Annotated in this window: 18 protein-coding genes; 7 read left to right on the top strand and 11 right to left on the bottom strand. The window is 63.3% G+C overall.

Going from position 1 to position 15711, the window contains the following annotated elements:
• Nucleotides 1-3: 3 nt before the first annotated feature.
• Nucleotides 4-783, bottom strand: a complete 780-nt coding sequence (locus GE073_RS09235; RefSeq protein WP_028599509.1) for a YesL family protein — start codon at nt 781-783, stop codon at nt 4-6.
• A gap of 165 nt (nt 784-948) precedes the next feature.
• On the opposite strand from GE073_RS09235, the gene yjcZ reads away from it, so the two are divergent.
• Nucleotides 949-1059 (top strand): sporulation protein YjcZ, encoded by a 111-nt coding sequence (gene yjcZ / locus GE073_RS09230; protein WP_084137398.1) that lies wholly within the window; start codon nt 949-951, stop codon nt 1057-1059.
• Between the two features lie 189 nt (nt 1060-1248).
• On the opposite strand, the gene GE073_RS09225 is transcribed toward yjcZ, so the two are convergent.
• Complete coding sequence (locus GE073_RS09225) at nt 1249-2886, bottom strand: degradosome RNA helicase CshA (RefSeq protein ID WP_028599508.1); 1638 nt, start codon at nt 2884-2886, stop codon at nt 1249-1251.
• 170 nt (nt 2887-3056) lie between these two features.
• Here GE073_RS09225 and GE073_RS09220 point away from each other — a divergent pair, with 170 nt between their 5' ends.
• From GE073_RS09220 to GE073_RS09210, 3 genes are all read left to right on the top strand, one after another.
• Nucleotides 3057-3887, top strand: a complete 831-nt coding sequence (locus GE073_RS09220; RefSeq protein WP_028599507.1) for a YitT family protein — start codon at nt 3057-3059, stop codon at nt 3885-3887.
• 142 nt (nt 3888-4029) lie between these two features.
• Nucleotides 4030-4224, top strand: a complete 195-nt coding sequence (locus tag GE073_RS09215) for a hypothetical protein (RefSeq protein ID WP_028599506.1) — start codon at nt 4030-4032, stop codon at nt 4222-4224.
• 127 nt (nt 4225-4351) lie between these two features.
• Nucleotides 4352-5539: a putative glycoside hydrolase gene (locus GE073_RS09210; protein ID WP_153783319.1), complete on the top strand. Its 1188-nt coding sequence runs from the start codon at nt 4352-4354 to the stop codon at nt 5537-5539.
• Between the two features lie 138 nt (nt 5540-5677).
• Here the strand turns inward: GE073_RS09210 and GE073_RS09205 are convergent, their stop codons facing one another.
• The 6 genes from GE073_RS09205 to GE073_RS09180 form a co-directional block, all read right to left on the bottom strand.
• Entirely contained in the window at nt 5678-5881 is a 204-nt protein-coding gene (locus GE073_RS09205) for a DUF3906 family protein (protein WP_028599504.1), read from the bottom strand.
• Between the two features lie 22 nt (nt 5882-5903).
• Nucleotides 5904-6872, bottom strand: coding sequence for a 6-phosphofructokinase (gene pfkA, locus GE073_RS09200; protein WP_028599503.1), 969 nt, complete (start codon nt 6870-6872; stop codon nt 5904-5906).
• A gap of 64 nt (nt 6873-6936) precedes the next feature.
• On the bottom strand, nt 6937-8019 hold the full coding sequence (locus GE073_RS09195) for a tetraprenyl-beta-curcumene synthase family protein (protein ID WP_028599502.1): 1083 nt from the start codon (nt 8017-8019) through the stop codon (nt 6937-6939).
• 23 nt (nt 8020-8042) lie between these two features.
• Nucleotides 8043-8360, bottom strand: coding sequence for a hypothetical protein (locus GE073_RS09190; protein ID WP_028599501.1), 318 nt, complete (start codon nt 8358-8360; stop codon nt 8043-8045).
• A gap of 274 nt (nt 8361-8634) precedes the next feature.
• Nucleotides 8635-8832 carry a cold shock domain-containing protein gene (locus GE073_RS09185; protein ID WP_028599500.1) on the bottom strand — a complete coding sequence of 66 codons (198 nt, stop codon included), beginning with the start codon at nt 8830-8832 and terminating at the stop codon, nt 8635-8637.
• A gap of 103 nt (nt 8833-8935) precedes the next feature.
• Nucleotides 8936-9688, bottom strand: a complete 753-nt coding sequence (locus tag GE073_RS09180) for a class I SAM-dependent methyltransferase (protein ID WP_228551392.1) — start codon at nt 9686-9688, stop codon at nt 8936-8938.
• 178 nt (nt 9689-9866) lie between these two features.
• Here GE073_RS09180 and GE073_RS09175 point away from each other — a divergent pair, with 178 nt between their 5' ends.
• From GE073_RS09175 to pepF, 3 genes are all read left to right on the top strand, one after another.
• Nucleotides 9867-10100: a hypothetical protein gene (locus GE073_RS09175; protein WP_028599498.1), complete on the top strand. Its 234-nt coding sequence runs from the start codon at nt 9867-9869 to the stop codon at nt 10098-10100.
• Between the two features lie 88 nt (nt 10101-10188).
• Complete coding sequence (locus tag GE073_RS09170) at nt 10189-10368, top strand: hypothetical protein (RefSeq protein ID WP_028599497.1); 180 nt, start codon at nt 10189-10191, stop codon at nt 10366-10368.
• A gap of 211 nt (nt 10369-10579) precedes the next feature.
• Entirely contained in the window at nt 10580-12382 is a 1803-nt protein-coding gene (gene pepF / locus GE073_RS09165; RefSeq protein WP_028599496.1) for an oligoendopeptidase F, read from the top strand.
• A gap of 163 nt (nt 12383-12545) precedes the next feature.
• Here pepF and GE073_RS09160 read toward each other — a convergent pair whose 3' ends face one another.
• The 3 genes from GE073_RS09160 to GE073_RS09150 all read right to left on the bottom strand — a co-directional run bounded on the left by GE073_RS09160 (nt 12546) and on the right by GE073_RS09150 (nt 15697).
• Nucleotides 12546-13415 carry a DUF92 domain-containing protein gene (locus GE073_RS09160; RefSeq protein WP_052333381.1) on the bottom strand — a complete coding sequence of 290 codons (870 nt, stop codon included), beginning with the start codon at nt 13413-13415 and terminating at the stop codon, nt 12546-12548.
• A gap of 38 nt (nt 13416-13453) precedes the next feature.
• Complete coding sequence (locus tag GE073_RS09155) at nt 13454-14209, bottom strand: glycerophosphodiester phosphodiesterase (protein ID WP_153783318.1); 756 nt, start codon at nt 14207-14209, stop codon at nt 13454-13456.
• Between the two features lie 114 nt (nt 14210-14323).
• Nucleotides 14324-15697, bottom strand: coding sequence for a CapA family protein (locus tag GE073_RS09150; protein WP_153783317.1), 1374 nt, complete (start codon nt 15695-15697; stop codon nt 14324-14326).
• Nucleotides 15698-15711: the final 14 nt, after the last annotated feature.

The raw sequence follows: 15711 nt of genomic DNA, 5'->3' as shown, positions 1-15711 counted from the left end.
GCTTTATTTTTTGGCGCCCTCTCCAAGCTCCGTATCCACGACGTCGGCTTCTTCCGCGGCGAGCCGATTCTTCTCCTCCAGCTGGGACTGCACCTTCTGGTAGACGAGGTAGAAGTTCCAGAATGCGAAGTAAGCGATCAAGCTGCCCATGAAAAACGGGATCAGGAACGTGATCTTCGTGAAGCTGATATACAGGATGAACCCGGCCACGATCGCCGTGGAGAACGAGCGCAGCGGCCGCCCGATCGTGATGAGGATCGCATTTTTGAGCAGCTGGAACGTCTTCATGTGATAATGCACGACCATCGAGAAGAAATTGAACACCGAGATCGACAGCAGCAGCATCAGGCCGATGAAGATGTACGAGACGAGCTGCAGGCTCGGATTGTTCATATATACCCGGTAATCGACGATCATGATGGCGAATAGAAGCGCATACAAGATGCCGCCGACCATGCTCTGCACATAGTTTTCCTTGTAGGTCCGGAAAAAGGTCTTGAACAGAGGCACGTCCAGGTCGCCCATGACCCACTTGCGCGCGACGCCGAACATCGCGGACGTCGCCGGGAACAGCGTGAACGGGGCGACGACGAGCGCGAGGAACATCCAGCTGAAAAAGCTTGCCGCAACGTCGACATCTTCGATCCCCGTGGAAAGGAATGCGGTCAGCACCAAAAACGCAAACGGAAAGGAGCAGACGACCCACAGCAGATTGATGACCGCAAGCCTCATGATCCATTCGGAAAGGCGGTAGAAGCCGCCCATAATGCCTCTCATTTCCATGTCGTACTCATTCCCCCCAGCTGACTATTGCTTCTATTATACCGCGTATCGCAGCAGAAGCCCAACTATATCGAGACCGGGCATTCGTCCTGTCCGTACAACTGTCCCCCGCATACACTGACATCAGCTTCACCCAAATCAATCCATTTCATAGGAGGTGTCGATATGGGCGCAGCTTACGGAGGATTCGGTGGCGGCTTCGGCGGATACAGCACGGGAGCCATTCTGGTCCTGTTCATTCTTCTGGTCATCATCACACGTGCATTCTGGTACTGATCCGACGGATGCCGACCGAGACCGGACTACGGGACTCCTGCCAGGCAGGATAAGCTCGGTCCGGAAGGCGACTCCGCTGGATCGGGGCTAGGCATGAAACGGCGATGCACCTTCTTCTTTGCAAACGAAAAGCCGGGATGGCCGCAAATGCGGTTGTCCCGGCTTTTCGTCTAGACGCATCGTGCAGGATTATTGGTTGACGAAGTCGTCCGAGGAGAACTTGGGACGACGGTCGCCGCCGCCGCTGCCGCTGTTGCCGCGGTTCTCTCCGCGGCTTTCGTAGCTGCGGCCGCCCTCGCCTCTCGGCTTGTAGCCGTCACGGCTGCCGCCGCGATTGCCGCCGTAGCTGCTGCTGCCGCTGCCGTATCCGCTGCGTCCACGAGGAGCGCTGCCGCTGCCTCCAGTACCGCCGCCAGTACCGCCGCCAGTGCCGCCGCGATTGCCGCCGTAGCCGCTGCCCGTAAAGCGGCGACCGCTCGAACGTACATCCGGACGGCGCTTTTTGGCGCGGATCGGATCTTCCGGCGTCAGCTCGATGCTGACGTCCTTCTTCTCGCCGGTGATCAGCTTGATCGCCGAAGCGAGCACATTGACGGAGTCGTACTGCTCCAGCAGCTGGATGGCGATGCCCTTGTACTCTTGGAAGCTGTCCGTCTGCACGATCTCGATGATGCGCTCCGCCGTGATGCGCTGCTTGCCCTCGATCGCCTCCGCGATGGACGGAACCGGCTTCTTGGAGATGCGCTGGCGCGTCACCTTCTCGATGAAGTGCAGGTGATCCGTCTCGCGCGGCGTCACGAAGCTCCATGCCGTGCCTTCCTTGCCGGCGCGGCCCGTACGGCCGATGCGGTGGACATAGCTCTCCGGATCTTGCGGGAGGTCGAAGTTGATGACATGCGTCACGCCGGATACGTCGAGGCCGCGAGCCGCGACGTCCGTCGCGACGAGCACGTCGATGCTGCCGTCGCGGAACTTGCGCATGACGTTGTCGCGTTGGTTCTGGCTCAGGTCGCCATGCAGGCCGTCCGCGGAGTAGCCGCGCTTTTGCAGCGCTTCGCTCAGCTCGTCGACGCGGCGCTTCGTGCGGCCGAAGATGATCGCCAGCTCTGGGCTTTCCATATCGAGCAAGCGGCTCAGGGCGTCGAACTTCTGACGCTCGTGCACTTCGATGTAGGCCTGGTCGATCGTCGGAGCGGTAACCTGTTTAGGGATGACCGAGACATGCTCGGGATTTTTGAGGAACTGCTGGGCGAGACGCTGGATGTTCGGAGGCATCGTCGCCGAGAAGAGCATCGTCTGGCGCTGCTCCGGCACGAGGCTCAGAATGGACGTGATGTCCTCCATGAAGCCCATGTCGAGCATTTCGTCCGCCTCGTCAAGCACGACGTGCTGGACGTCGTCAAGCTTGATCGTCTTGCGGTTGATGTGGTCGAGCAGACGGCCCGGGGTGCCGATGATGATCTGCGGACGCTTCTTGAGCGCGCGGATCTGGCGGCCGATCTCTTGTCCGCCGTAGATCGGAAGGGAACGGATGCCCTTGAAGCGGGAAAGCTTGCCGATCTCCTCGGCGACCTGGATGGCCAGCTCGCGGGTAGGCGTCATGATGAGCGCAACGATGCGATCCTCGGTCGTCGGAATGTTGTTGATGAGGGGGATGCCGAAGGCTGCGGTCTTGCCTGTGCCCGTCTGGGCCTGGCCGATGAGATCGGTGCCTGCGAGGGCGATCGGGATGGCCTTATCTTGAATTGCCGTGGATTCCTCGAATCCCAGCTCCGTAATTGCCTGCAACACCTTAGCGTCGAGGCCAAATTCAGCAAATGTTTTCAAATCTTATTCAAACTCCTTCTCTTTGCGAAGCTCGCTTCAAAAATATCCTGTTAAGTATAGCACAAAGAACCTGGTGAATACCAGTCGCAGGCAAACAGCCATACTACGGGCGTATGCAAAGGGAACGGCCGCCCAGGGGACAAGCCTCCGGCGGCGGAAACGGAGGAAGCATGAAGCCTTACCAAGCATTGGCCTCCTGGCTGGCCGTCACGGCCGGCTCGATGCTCATCGCGGCCGCCTTCAATATCCTCCTGATTCCGGAGCAGCTGCTGAGCGGGGGCATCTCCGGCATCTCCATGATGATCGGCTACCTGACCGGCAGCAACATCGGCTGGCTGTACCTGGCGCTCAACGTTCCGGTGCTCGCCTGGGGCTGGTTCACGCTCGGCCGCCGCTTCGTCTTCTGGAGCAGCTACTCCGTCGTCGCCGCCAGCGCCTTCATGCAGCTCATCCCTGTCCAGCCGGTCGCGCAGGACATCCTGCTCGCCTCGGTATTCGGCGGGTTGCTGCTCGGATTCGGGACCGGCCTCTGCCTGCGCGCCGGAGGCTCGTCCGGCGGCTTCGACATCATCGCGTCGATCGTCAGCCGCAGCCGCGACCTCCCCGTCGGCATGATGATCTTCATCCTCAACGGCCTCGTCATCGGCATCCTCGTCGTCTTCACCGGCAACTGGGACATCGCGCTCTACTCGCTGATCTCCATCTTCACCGCCGGGAAAGTCGTCGACCTCGTCCATATCCGCCACCTCAAGGTGACGGCCTTCATCGTGACGCAGAAGACGGAGGAGCTGCTGAAGCAGATGCTCTCCCGTCCGCGCGGCGTGACGATCGTCAAGACGAGAGGCGCCTTCTCCTCCGAGGAGCGCGACATGCTGATGACGGTGACGACCCGCTACGAGCTCGACGAGCTGAAGCGGATGGTCCGGCGCCTCGATCCGAAGGCGTTCGTGAATATCGTGGAGACGGTCGGCGTCATGGGCGATTTCCGGCGCAACGGCTGACCGGAGGAAGAGGCGGAAGCGGATTTGTGGCCCCTTCCCTTTCTTCCTCCTCCGCATTGGAGTATACTGGAGCTATCCCGTAGTTCATTGTTTCATGCCCAGCGTTCTGCCCTGTTATCTGAATGAGAAAGGGTGATGCAAGGTGGAAGTGGAAACGGTCAAACTTTCGAGGATTGTGGAAAAGCTGGCGCCTGAGCTTCATTCCTTCCTTACGGCGCATGAGCTTGATCTCAAGATTGTCCTCCGGGACGGACTGTCCGTGCTGGAGCCGTCTGACGCGATGGAGATCGTGCAGCACAGCATTTGCGAATACCAGAAGCTGACGCTTCTGCATTGACCCTTCTCGATCCGAGAAGGCCGAGGGCCCGCCGCCAGGCGGGCCTTTTTTAGCTGAAATTTCTTGTGTCAGCTTGTCGGATCTTGTTTTATAATTTCATGAGAAGAGTACATAGGGAGAGAACAGAATGGAAATGGTGTATTCAACGATGCTGCTGCTGATGCAGCTGTTGTCGGGCGGGACCGGTCCGGAGTCGGACGCCTCTCATCAGATGATGGCGTCCTATGTGAACGCGGCCGCGGGCAAGCCGGTGATCGCGATGCCGGACGCGGAGGTCAAGGCTCCGGACGCCGGCGGCGAGTTCGTCAAGAAGGATCCGCAGCCGGACGCGCCCGAGGTCAAAGGCATCTACGCGACGGCGCACAGCGCCGGCGGCGCGCGGCTGGAGAAGCTGCTCTCGCTGCTCGACCGGACGGAGCTCAACAGCATGGTCGTCGACATCAAGGACGACTACGGCTACATCACCTACCCGACCGACAATCCCGAGCTGCTGGAGATGGGCACGGCCAAGAAATACATCAAGGATCTCCCGGGCCTCATGAAGACGCTCGAGCAGCATAAAGTGTATCCGATCGCCCGCATCGTCGTCTTCAAGGATACGGTGCTCGCGGCGAAAAATCCGGAGCTCAGCTTCGTGCGCGGAGACGGCAGCGTCTGGAAGAACGGCAAGGGCGACAGCTTCGTCAACCCTTATTCCAAGGAAGTCTGGGACTACAACATCGCTGTCGCCAAGGAAGCGGTCAAGTTCGGCTTCAAGGAAATCCAGTTCGATTACGTGCGCTTTCCGGAAGGCTTCGAGAAAAAAGCCGACTCGCTCAAGTATGAGAAGACCGACATCAGCCGCGTCGACGCGGTCGCCGGATTCGTCAAGTACGCGCGGGAGCAGATGGCCGATCTCGGCGTCCGCGTCTCGGTCGACATTTTCGGCTACGCCGCCTCCGTCCCGGCTGCCGAGGGCATCGGCCAGGACTTCGTCAAAATCTCCAAATATGTCGACGTCATCAGTCCGATGGTCTACCCGAGCCACTATTCGACCGGCTGGTACGGCGCCAAGGCGCCGGATACGAAGCCTTACGACGTCATCAAAGGCTCGATGGTCGATACGCACAAGAAGCTCGATCCGATCGGCAGCTTCAAGCCGGTCATCCGCCCTTGGATCCAAGACTTCACGGCGAGCTGGCTCGGCAAGGGCAACTACATCAAGTACGGCAAGGCCGAGGTCGAGGCGCAGATCCAGGCGCTCCACGACACGGGCGTCAAGGAATACCTGCTCTGGAACGCGGGCAACAACTACACGGAAGCGAATTATAAGTAACGCCGGACTCATCCGCCTTTATTGCGAGCGGGAGGCGGCAGGGAAACCTGCCTCCTCCCGCTTTTTTTGCCGCGCCAAGACAAAAAGCGGCCGCGGCGTCCATGGTGGACGCCGCGGCCGCTCGGCGCGCGAAACGGATCAGCCTTCGATCAGATAGCCGCTGCCCGGCTCGGGCCGCTTCTTCTCGACGATGGCGATCGACTGGAGCTCGGGGGTATGCAGGAAATGGCGCTGCGCATGGCTTTCGACGTAGGAGAACGCCTTCTCGTCGCTCGCCGCGAGCACGATCAGATGCGCCTGCTTGCCTTCCGGCAGCTGCAGCTCGATTTTATACAGGAACAAGGGGCTCGCCCTCCTCTGCGGCTTATTGGGACAGGCGAAGGGCCAGGTTGTACAGGTCCATGTTGAACGGCTTCTTGGTGTTGACGACCAGGTCGATGTCCGTCGCCGTCAGCTCGCCCTTGATGATGCCGCAGGACTTGGCCGATTCGCCCGCCATCAGCTGGCGCACGGCGAAGTCGCCGAGCTGGCTCGCCAGCACGCGGTCGTTGTGGGTCGGAGAGCCGCCGCGCTGGATGTGGCCCAGCACCGTGACGCGAGGGTCGATGCCGCAGCAGCTCGTGATATGGTCGGCGACGTCCTGGCCCTTGCCGGCGCCTTCGGCGACGATGATGATGCTGTGGCGCTTGCCGTGGCGGAAATTGTCCTGCATGCGACGGGAGACTTCGTCCAGATCGTACGGCACCTCCGGCACGAGGATCGTCTCCGCTCCGCTCGCCAGGCCCGCGTAGAGGGCGATGTCGCCGCAGTGGCGGCCCATGACCTCGACGATCGAGGAGCGCTCATGGGATGTCATCGTATCGCGCAGCTTGTTGATGGCGTCGACGACGATGCTCACCGCCGTGTCGAATCCGATCGTGAAGTCCGTGAACGGAATGTCGTTGTCGATCGTGCCCGGCAGGCCCATCGTCTTGATGCCGAGCTTGCTCAGCTTGTTGGCTCCTTGGTACGAGCCGTCGCCGCCGATGACGACGAGGCCGTCGATGCCGCGCTCGCGCAGCACCTCGGCGCCCTTTTGCTGGCCCTCGGGAGTCATGAACTCCTTGCAGCGGGCCGTCTGCAGGATCGTGCCGCCGCGCTGGATGATGTCGCCGACGCTGCGCAGGTCCATCGGACGCAGATCGTCGTTGATCAGTCCTTGATAGCCGCGCTGCACGCCGTATACGTCCAGGCCGTGATAAAGGGCGCTGCGCACGACAGCGCGCACCGCCGCGTTCATCCCCTGGGAATCTCCGCCGCTCGTAAGGACGGCAATGGATTTGACTGCTGACATAGTAGGTCCTCCAATGACGCATTAGTATAGGTGCAAAAAGAAAAGAAACCGGTTCGGAAGCGCGCTAGGCCCGGATCCGGCGGATCCAGACGCTGTTGAGCAGGAAGAACAGCCGGGCGAGCGGACTGCCCTTCATGAGCGCGCGGGACACCCGCTTCACGTCCTCCTGGCCGCCCACCTTGGGATCGGACAGATACAGAGCCAGCAGCCCCTCGACGATCAAGCGGTGGAAGCCGGGGTCGGGCAAGGCGAGCGCATCCGCTCGCGCCTGCTCGACGATGGCGCCGATGCGCGCCGCCGCCTCCTCGGTATCCCGATAATAGTTGCAGAAGTTGAGGTCCCCGCCGGCCAGGTCCTCCTCCTGATCGATCAAATAGTCGAGCAGAATGTGGAGGCCGCATATATGCGGGAAATAGCCGCCTCGCACGCGGGCGGCGCCCTCCGGCGTCAGGCCGGGATCCACGGCGGCCGTGAACAGCGCGAACATGCCGAGCGTCGAGCCCGTCGCGGCGGCGAACTCGTTCCAGCGAAGCTCGGGACTGAGCTGCCGATGCCGCTCCCGCCAGGCGAGCAGCTGCTCCTCGCGCAGGTCCTTGCGGATGTGCTTGTACACCTGCAGGTCGCCGTACAGCGAGACGAGCTGCGCGACCTCGGGCTGCGCGGCCGCATAGCCGGGCAGCCGGCGCACGGCTTGCTGGCAAGTCCGCACGAGATGATGCAGATAGCCGCCGTCATCCTGCTCGGCCCTCCGCGCGTAATAGTTCGTCAGCTCGGCGTCCGGGTCGATCGCGTCCAGCATCGAGCGATGCAGCAGGCGAAAGTCGTCCGGATCGAGCGAGGTGCTGCGGTCGCATAGATTGTCCAGGTAGTCGCTGATCGTCTGCAGCGCGACGATCAGCGGAATGAGCAGGCGGCGCTTGGACGGATCTAGGATCGCGTAGACGCAGCCGCCCTGGCAGTGGAACCGCTTGTCCCTCATGCTCGCGAGCGCCTGCGTCCGCAGCTCGGGATCGGGGATGAGCTCCGCCCGGCGGCGCAGGGCGGCCAGCTCTGCCGATACGCCGGGCAGCACATAGCGGTAGACGCGGTACATCAAGTTCATCGGCTTGGACGGAGCCTTGACGGCTCCGATCGTCCTGTCGTTCATTCGAGGCGCCCTCCTAGCGGTCGTCAGGAATGGCGCCGCGCTTCAATCTCCTGATTGACGCGGTACCAAATATGCAGGTCATTGATGCGGCTCGCCAGCTCGGCGATGTCGGAATTGAGGCGGCATGAGCGAGCGAAGTCCTCCTCCTCGTCCAGCTCCCGCTGCAGGAGGACGATCTGTCTCTCCAGAGCGAAAATGACGTCCGGAATGCGGCCGCGGATCAGCTCCCACTGCTCCACGATCCCCATCTGCTCCGCGGCGTCATATTGATCCCAATTCCGATCCAGGCGGGGCAAGTCGATGCCGAGCCTGGCGTCCGGTACGAAGAAACGGTCCCTCATGGTAAACCTCCATTGATACTTTACCATCCTGATGCCTTAAAATCCAGTGTCGAAGCGGAAAACGATCACCGCCGCGTGGGCCGCGAAAGGGGGATCGAGCCGGGATTCCGGTCCCGAGCGGGGAGACAAAACGCATAGACGAATCAAGCGCCAGCCGCCGGTCCGCTTGACGGATGCCGCCGCTGGCGGCCGGAGGCCGCTCGGCAAAAAAAATAAGGCCCCTCGAAAGGGGCCTTATCTTGCTCTATAATAAGCGAATCCGACGAAGCGGATCTTACAGCTTGACTACGTTCGCAGCTTGAGGACCGCGGTTGCCGTCCGTGATGTCGAATTCAACTTCTTGGCCTTCGTCGAGGGACTTGAAGCCTTCTGCTTGGATCGCAGAGAAGTGAACGAATACGTCTTCGCCGTTCTCAACCTGGATGAAGCCGTAGCCTTTTTCTGCGTTGAACCACTTAACTGTTCCTTTCAAATGAACAACCTCCTAAAATGACGCTGCTTGAAGCAGCGAATAAGCCCATTATACACTCGCCACTCCCTGATTGCAATGAGGTCGAGACGGCTATAGCCGTTCTTTACCGGACGATTTCGAGAAAATGGGTCGACTGCGGCAGAAAAGGCAGCCTCGAGGGCTTCAGATCCGGCCGTCCGCCGGCCGCGCGGATCTCGTCGAGCAGCCGCTCCAGCTCCGGATAAGGCTCGGCGGCCAGCGACAGCAGCGGGTAGATCCGCACCGTGCCGCCTGGCCGGCAGACGCGCATCAGCTCCAACGCCGCGTCGCGATGGAAGCGGTAGCCGAACTGCTCCGCATATAGAAATAGGAAATGGCTGCAGAAGACGAGGTCGAACTTCCCGTCCGGCGCAGGCAGAGTCGGCAGCATCGCCGCCAAATATCTTCCTTCCGCCTCCACCGAGGCTCGGTCGGCCAGACAGCGCTCCAGGGAAGCGATCCGCTCCGCATGATGGCGCTCCAGCGTGCCGTAGTAGCTCCAGTCGAATGTCTCCTTCAGCGCGTCCAGCTTGGCCGTGGACAGCTCGATCTCCTCCCGGGCCGACTGCGCCCAGCTGCCGAGCGGCTCGCCGAAGCGCGGATCGAAGGCATAAGCATCCGCTCCCGCCGCCCTCGCGCCGGCGCAGAACGAAGATGCTCCTGCGGCTACATCCGCGACGGCGATTCCATGGAACGCCTCCGGCTCGAGGCCGAACATCGCGGCGTACTCCGCGAAGCTTCGGCAGGTCATCGCCACGCCCGACTGCTCGTAGCGCTCCCGGCTGAACGATGGCGGATTTGATTCAGGCTCGCGGCCCCTGCTCATGAATGGGTTCATGCGTTCATCTCTCCTCTTCTCGTCTTCCCCGCCGCTCTCGCGGCGACGGCGGAGCATCCCTTTTTCGAAAAGGAGGGATGCATTTCCATGCTAATCCACCTCTTGTTTGCTTTGCAACGATTTTTAGCGCTATGATGAAGGGATAGCAAGTCCGACACATGAAGGGGGATTTATCGTCATGATCAAAAAACATCTGATCTACAAGACCGACAAATACAATATGCTGAACGTCGAGGTCCACGGCAAGACGATCATCGCAAGGGAGATTTCCGACCAATGGGGCGAGGAATGCCATACGTTCCTGAGCCGTCCGGAGCTGATGCATTGGGCGGAGAGCCGCTTCCGTCCGGAGAAGTTCGAAGGCCGCGAGGAAGAGCTGCAGACGATTCTGCAAAATTTGCGCGAGGTCTAAGAGCCGGCGGCAGGATTACTCCCCGCCCTTCACGAAGGTTACACGCATCCCCGGATCAATTCCCATAAAATGGAGGAGCCTTGCCCGGATGGACACCACCAATGCCGTCATCTTCATCATCGCCAGCTTCTGCCTGGCCGCGATCGTCCTCATGAACCGGTCGTCGCTGCCGGATCGAGTGCGCAAGCCGCTCGCGATCAGCGCGATCGCGCTCGTCTCGATCGCGTTCGTGCTCCTCGTCGCCTCCTTGTTCCGCATGGGAACATAAGGCAAGCCCCAGGCAGGCATACTAAAGGGTATTCTTGTTCCCGATGGAGGCCTGCCGAATGAAATGGTTGCCCGTGCTGCTGTCGCTGACCCTGCTGGGCGGAGCTCCGCCGCGCATCGCCGCCGGCGCGCCGCCCGCCGCCGCGCCCGCCCATCCCGCTTCCGGGAGCGCGGACGCGGCTCCACTACCGAACCTTCCAAGGAGGGCTATCATGAGCCAAGTACCGAAACGTTCCGAAACCGCACCGGAGTACCGTTGGAAGCTGGAAGACATCTTTGCCGACCAGGCCGCCTGGGACAAGGAATACGGCAAGGCGAAGGAGCTCATCCGCTCCGCCGCCGCGTTCCAGGGCACGCTCTCCGAAGCGTCCCGCCTCAAGGCTTGCTTCGAGCTCGAGGACGACATCGGCTACCATGTGGAGCGCCTGTACGTATTCGCCAACATGAAGCATCACGAGGATACGGCGGAGCCGCAATACCAGGCGCTGTCCGAGAAGTCCCAAAAGCTCAGCGTCGAGGCCGGCGAGGCGCTCAGCTTCCTGACGCCCGAGGTGCTCGCGCTGCCGGAAGAAAAGCTCGAGGCGTTCATCGCCGACCCGCAGCTCGCTCCGTACAAGCATACGCTCGAGGAGATGAAGCGGCAGAAAGCCCATGTGCTCTCCAAAAACGAGGAGTCGCTGCTCGCCCAGGTCGGCAACATCAGCAGCGCGCCGAACACGATCTTCAGCATGCTCAACAACGCCGACCTCAAGTTCCCGAAGGTCCGCAACGAGCAAGGCGAGGAGGTCGAGCTGTCGCACGGCCGCTATATCGAGTTCCTGGAGAGCCGGGACCAGAACGTTCGCCGCGAGGCATTCAAGGCGATGTACGATACATACGGCAAGCTCAAAAATACGCTCGCCTCGACGCTGAGCGCGAACGTCACCAAAAACGTCTTTTACGCCAAAGCCCGCAAATATCCGTCCGTGCTGGAGATGTCGCTCTACGGCGACAACATTCCGAAGACCGTGTACACGAATCTGATCGACACGGTGCACGGCTCGCTGCCGCTCATGTACCGCTACATGGAGCTGCGCAAAAAGCTGCTCGGCGTCGACGAGCTGCATATGTACGACCTGTTCGCGCCGCTCGTGGACGAATTCGACATGAAGATCACGTTCGACGAAGCGAAGAAAATTACGGCCGAAAGCTTGAAGCCGCTCGGCGAGGACTACGGCAAGGCGCTGCAGCAAGGCTACTCGGACAGCTGGATCGACGTCTACGAGAACGAAGGCAAGCGCAGCGGCGCCTACAGCTGGGGAGCCTACGGCACGCATCCGTACGTGCTGCTCAACCATAAGGACAACCTCAACAGCATGTTCACGCTGACGCATGAGATGGGGCACGCGCTGCACTCGTTCTATTCCGACGGCAACCAGAAGTACCGCGACGCGCAGTACACGATCTTCCTCGCGGAGGTGGCCAGCACGCTCAACGAGGCGCTGCTCATGGACCATCTGCTCAAGAAATCGACCGACCGCAAGGAAAAGATGTACCTGCTCACCTACTATGCCGATCAGTTCCGCACGACCGTGTTCCGCCAGACGATGTTCGCGGAGTTCGAGAAGATCATCCACGAGAAGGCGGAGGCGGGCGAGTCGCTGACGCCGCAGGAGCTGTCCAAGATCTACTACGGCCTCAACGAGCTGTACTACGGCAAGGGCATGACGGTCGACAAGGACATCGAGATGGAATGGGCGCGCATTCCACATTTCTACAACAGCTTCTATGTGTACAAATACGCGACCGGCTTCTCGGCGGCGACGAGCTTCGCCAAGCAGATCCTCGACGAGGGCCAGCCTGCGGTCGACCGCTACCTCGGCTTCCTGAAGAGCGGCGGCAGCGACTTCTCGATCAACATCCTGCGCAAAGCCGGCGTCGACATGAGCTCGCCGGAGCCGATCGAGCAGGCGATGAGCGTGTTCGAGGACGTCATCCGCCAGCTCGAGGAGCTGGTCGATTCTCCGTCCGAATAGTCCGCATCGCATCGCCAAAGCCAGAAAAAGCCTTTCCCGGGCAGCTGCTGCCGGGAAAGGCTTTTTGGCGTGGCATGGAGGCGGTGCGTGAAGCGGCGGGCGCGAGCGTCCGGAACGCTCCGCCGGAAAGCGCGGGAGCGTCGATCCCCGCCCTCTCCGGCGGTTATCCCAGCAGCGCCATCGCCGCGGCGAGCGCGCCGGCGAGCAGCGACGAGACGAGGTTGACCGCGTCGTTGGTCATCCAGGCGAAGCCGCGCACTCGCTCGGCGGGACGCCCGCAATGCTCGGCGCGCTCCGTCTCGCTGCCGCAGGCGGAGCAGCGGTACATGACCTGGAACGTCGCGCCGAGCCACGAGTCGGCGAGCGCGCCGGCCAGTCCGGCGAGCGCGCCGGCAGCCAGCAGCGCGCCAAGCGGCGGCGCGGGGACGGCCGCGGCGGCGCCCCAGGCGAGCGGCGCGGCCGCAGCCAGCAGCGCGGCGGCGGCCCCGATGAAGGCGCCGCCGAGCAGCGCCGCACCGGTGCCGAGCGGCGTGACGCCGCCGCTCGTGCCGGCCGGCACGCGGCGGAGCGTGCGCACCGACCGCGGCAGGCGGCGGCTCAGGGCGCCGATCTCCGTCGCCCAGGTGTCGGCGTTGACGCTCGCCATGACGCCGACAAAAGCGAGCGCCAGCCAAGGCTGCGGCCAGATGGCGTAGGCGGCGCAAAGGAGCAGCCCCGCCCCGCCGTTGGCCAGCACCTGTCCGGCGTCGCGGCGGCTGCCCTTGGCATAGCCGCGCTCCGCGCCGGCCTTGGCGCGGTGATGCTTTTTCCACTTCGACCAGAGCGTCGAGCTGACGAAAAACGCCAGCAGCAGGCCGAACCAGAACGGTCCGCCCAGCGCGACATAACCGGTGCCGACCATTGCGGCCGCAAGCGCTCCCGAGCCGGACAGCGCGCGCAAGCGCCAAGCCGCGCCCGCGATCGCGGCCGCTCCGGCGGCCGCGGCGGCCAGCCTCAGCAGCGGCTGGCCGTCGAGCAAGCCCCACGCGTCCATCGTCTTCCCCCTTTCGACGCCAACGCGCCTCGCTGTTGTCAGTCCCAGGTCCGGTGCGGCTGCGGCAGGCTGCGCATCGCCTCGCGCCAGCACGCCGGATCGTTCGTGCAAATCATCAGCCGGTCATCCATCAGAGCATGCTGACGGATGAGCCGGTAATCGTCGATCGTCCACGCCATGACGCGCAGGCCCGCCTCGCGAAGCCGCCGCAGCCGCTCCCGGTTCAAAGCGCGGTAGTCGATCGACAGCAGGCCGCAGCCCAGCTCCCGCAGCTCCTCCGGCAGGCGGCCGTTCCAGCTGTCGGCGATCAGGCCGGTCGGCACGGCGCCTCCGAGCTCGCGCAGCCGCTGCAGCGTGCCGCGGCTGAACGAGGTCAGCACGCAGCGCTGCTCCATGCCGGCGTCGCGCACCGCTGCGAGCACCCGCTCCTCCAGGCCGTCCGCCCCGCCGTGGCGCTTGAGCTCGATATTGAAGCGCAGCCGCCCGCCGAATTCGCGCAGCGCCTCGGCCAGCGTCGGCACCGGCTCGCCCCGATAGGCGGCCGAGAACCAGCTGCCCGCGTCGAGCCGGCCCAGCTGCTCGGCCGTCAGATCGGCCGCTTCGCGGCGGCCTCCGGTCGTCGTCCGCCTGAGCGTGCGGTCATGGAGCAGCACGGGCGTCCCGTCGCCCGCCAGCTGCACGTCGATCTCCGCCCAGCCGATGTCGGGCGCCTCCGCGGCCAGCCGGAGCGCCGAGAGCGTGTTCTCCGGAGCGAGGCTCGACCAGCCGCGATGCGCGACGCACGGATTCCTCAACGCGGCTCACCTCCCCGCGGACTTCTCAACGCGGCTCACCTTCCCGCGGACTTCTCAACGCAGGCTCACCTTCCCGCGGACTTCTCAACGCGGCCTCGCCGTCTCGCGGACTTCTCAACGCGGCTTCACCGTCCCGTCCGCTCCGATGGAGGCGGCCTTGCTGATGCCGTTCAGCCGCTTCAGCTGAGCCGCGAGCTGCTCGCCCGAGACGGGCGCAGGGCGCGACTGAGCGATCTTCATCGGGTGGAACTGGAGGCCGCAGCGGCCGTCCTTGGCGCAGACGGCGTCGAGCACGCCGGTCTCGCTCGTGTTCGAGTTCGCATTGGAGGTGAAAATGAAGTTGCCGAGGCTGTACGCGATCCACTTGCCCTTGTACAGCTCGAAGCCCTGCAGCACATGCGGATGCGCGCCGATGATTAGATCGGCTCCGGCGTCGATGAACGCCCGCGCGAGCGAGCGCTGGTGGTCGACCGGCTGATCGGCGCGCTCGCGGCCCCAATGGACCATGACGACGACGAGATCCGCCTGCTTGCGAGCGGCGCGGATCGCCTCCTCCGCGCGCGCCGGATCATAGGCTTCGGCGACGCCGGCACGGGTCGGGCCGGCTTTCCACTCGACAACCGGCAGCACGCGGCTGACGCCGAGATAGGCGACCTTGACGCCGCCGCTCTCCAGCACGACCGGCGCGTACGCTTCCTTGTCGGTGCGGCCGCCGCCGACATGCGGCAGTCCGGCGTCGTCCAGATGGCCGATCGTATCGAGCAGCCCCTCGACGCCCTGGTCGAGCGTATGGTTGTTGGCGAGCGTGACGACGTCGAAGCCGGCGTCCTTGAGCGGCTTCACGTATGCCGGCTTGCCCTTGAAGACGAACTGCTTGCCCGTGGCAGGATTGCCGCGTGACGTGATCGGCGTCTCCAGATTGCCGGCGGTCAGATCGGGCTTGGACAGCCGCTCGGCCGCGCCGGTGAACGGGTAGTCCAGCCCCTCGCTCTCCATCAGGCCGGCTACCTTGGCGGCCAGCAGGATGTCGCCGGTAAAGGCGAGGCGGATCGTCGGCGCGTCCTTGGGCACGAGGCCCGACCAGCCGGACGGCGAAGCCGTCGGCCGCGCCCCTGCTCCCGAGCCGCTCGGCGGCGTGGAAGGCTCGGACGGCGAAGCGCTCGGCGCAGCCGATGGAGCTGCCGACGGAGAAGCCGACGGCTCGGGCGACGGAGTCGCGGAGGGCGTCGGCGATGCGGACGGCGACGCCGTCGGCGATGCGGAAGGCGGCGCCGTCGCCGGGGCAGGCTCGGACGGCGCGGCCGTCGCCTCGGCCAGCGGAGCTCCGCCGGAATCCGGCCGATTGTCGCGGCTCAGGCCGAAGACCAGCACGGCGCCGGCTCCGAGCAGCAGGGCGAGCAGAATGACGTTCAAGACGAGCAGGCGGCGGACCGCGCGCTTGCGGCGCTGGCGCTGCTGCTGTCTGGCTTGGCTGCGGTTGCGGTACAAAAAGACAGCTCCTC

Source organism: Paenibacillus sp. B01 (assembly GCF_009649995.1).
Taxonomy (GTDB): domain Bacteria; phylum Bacillota; class Bacilli; order Paenibacillales; family Paenibacillaceae; genus Paenibacillus_O; species Paenibacillus_O pasadenensis.
This window is presented reverse-complemented; position numbering and strand designations above follow the sequence as displayed.

What these genes read in the sequence shown, in the direction of transcription:
- GE073_RS09235 (WP_028599509.1), bottom strand. Translation starts at nt 783, where the DNA reads ATGGAAATGAGAGGCATTATGGGCGGCTTCTACCGCCTTTCCGAATGG.
- yjcZ (WP_084137398.1), top strand. Translation starts at nt 949, where the DNA reads ATGGGCGCAGCTTACGGAGGATTCGGTGGCGGCTTCGGCGGATACAGC.
- GE073_RS09220 (WP_028599507.1), top strand. Translation starts at nt 3,057, where the DNA reads ATGAAGCCTTACCAAGCATTGGCCTCCTGGCTGGCCGTCACGGCCGGC.
- GE073_RS09210 (WP_153783319.1), top strand. Translation starts at nt 4,352, where the DNA reads ATGGAAATGGTGTATTCAACGATGCTGCTGCTGATGCAGCTGTTGTCG.
- pfkA (WP_028599503.1), bottom strand. Translation starts at nt 6,872, where the DNA reads ATGTCAGCAGTCAAATCCATTGCCGTCCTTACGAGCGGCGGAGATTCC.
- GE073_RS09195 (WP_028599502.1), bottom strand. Translation starts at nt 8,019, where the DNA reads ATGAACGACAGGACGATCGGAGCCGTCAAGGCTCCGTCCAAGCCGATG.
- GE073_RS09190 (WP_028599501.1), bottom strand. Translation starts at nt 8,360, where the DNA reads ATGAGGGACCGTTTCTTCGTACCGGACGCCAGGCTCGGCATCGACTTG.
- GE073_RS09180 (WP_228551392.1), bottom strand. Translation starts at nt 9,688, where the DNA reads ATGAACCCATTCATGAGCAGGGGCCGCGAGCCTGAATCAAATCCGCCA.
- GE073_RS09175 (WP_028599498.1), top strand. Translation starts at nt 9,867, where the DNA reads ATGATCAAAAAACATCTGATCTACAAGACCGACAAATACAATATGCTG.
- GE073_RS09170 (WP_028599497.1), top strand. Translation starts at nt 10,189, where the DNA reads ATGGACACCACCAATGCCGTCATCTTCATCATCGCCAGCTTCTGCCTG.
- pepF (WP_028599496.1), top strand. Translation starts at nt 10,580, where the DNA reads ATGAGCCAAGTACCGAAACGTTCCGAAACCGCACCGGAGTACCGTTGG.
- GE073_RS09160 (WP_052333381.1), bottom strand. Translation starts at nt 13,415, where the DNA reads ATGGACGCGTGGGGCTTGCTCGACGGCCAGCCGCTGCTGAGGCTGGCC.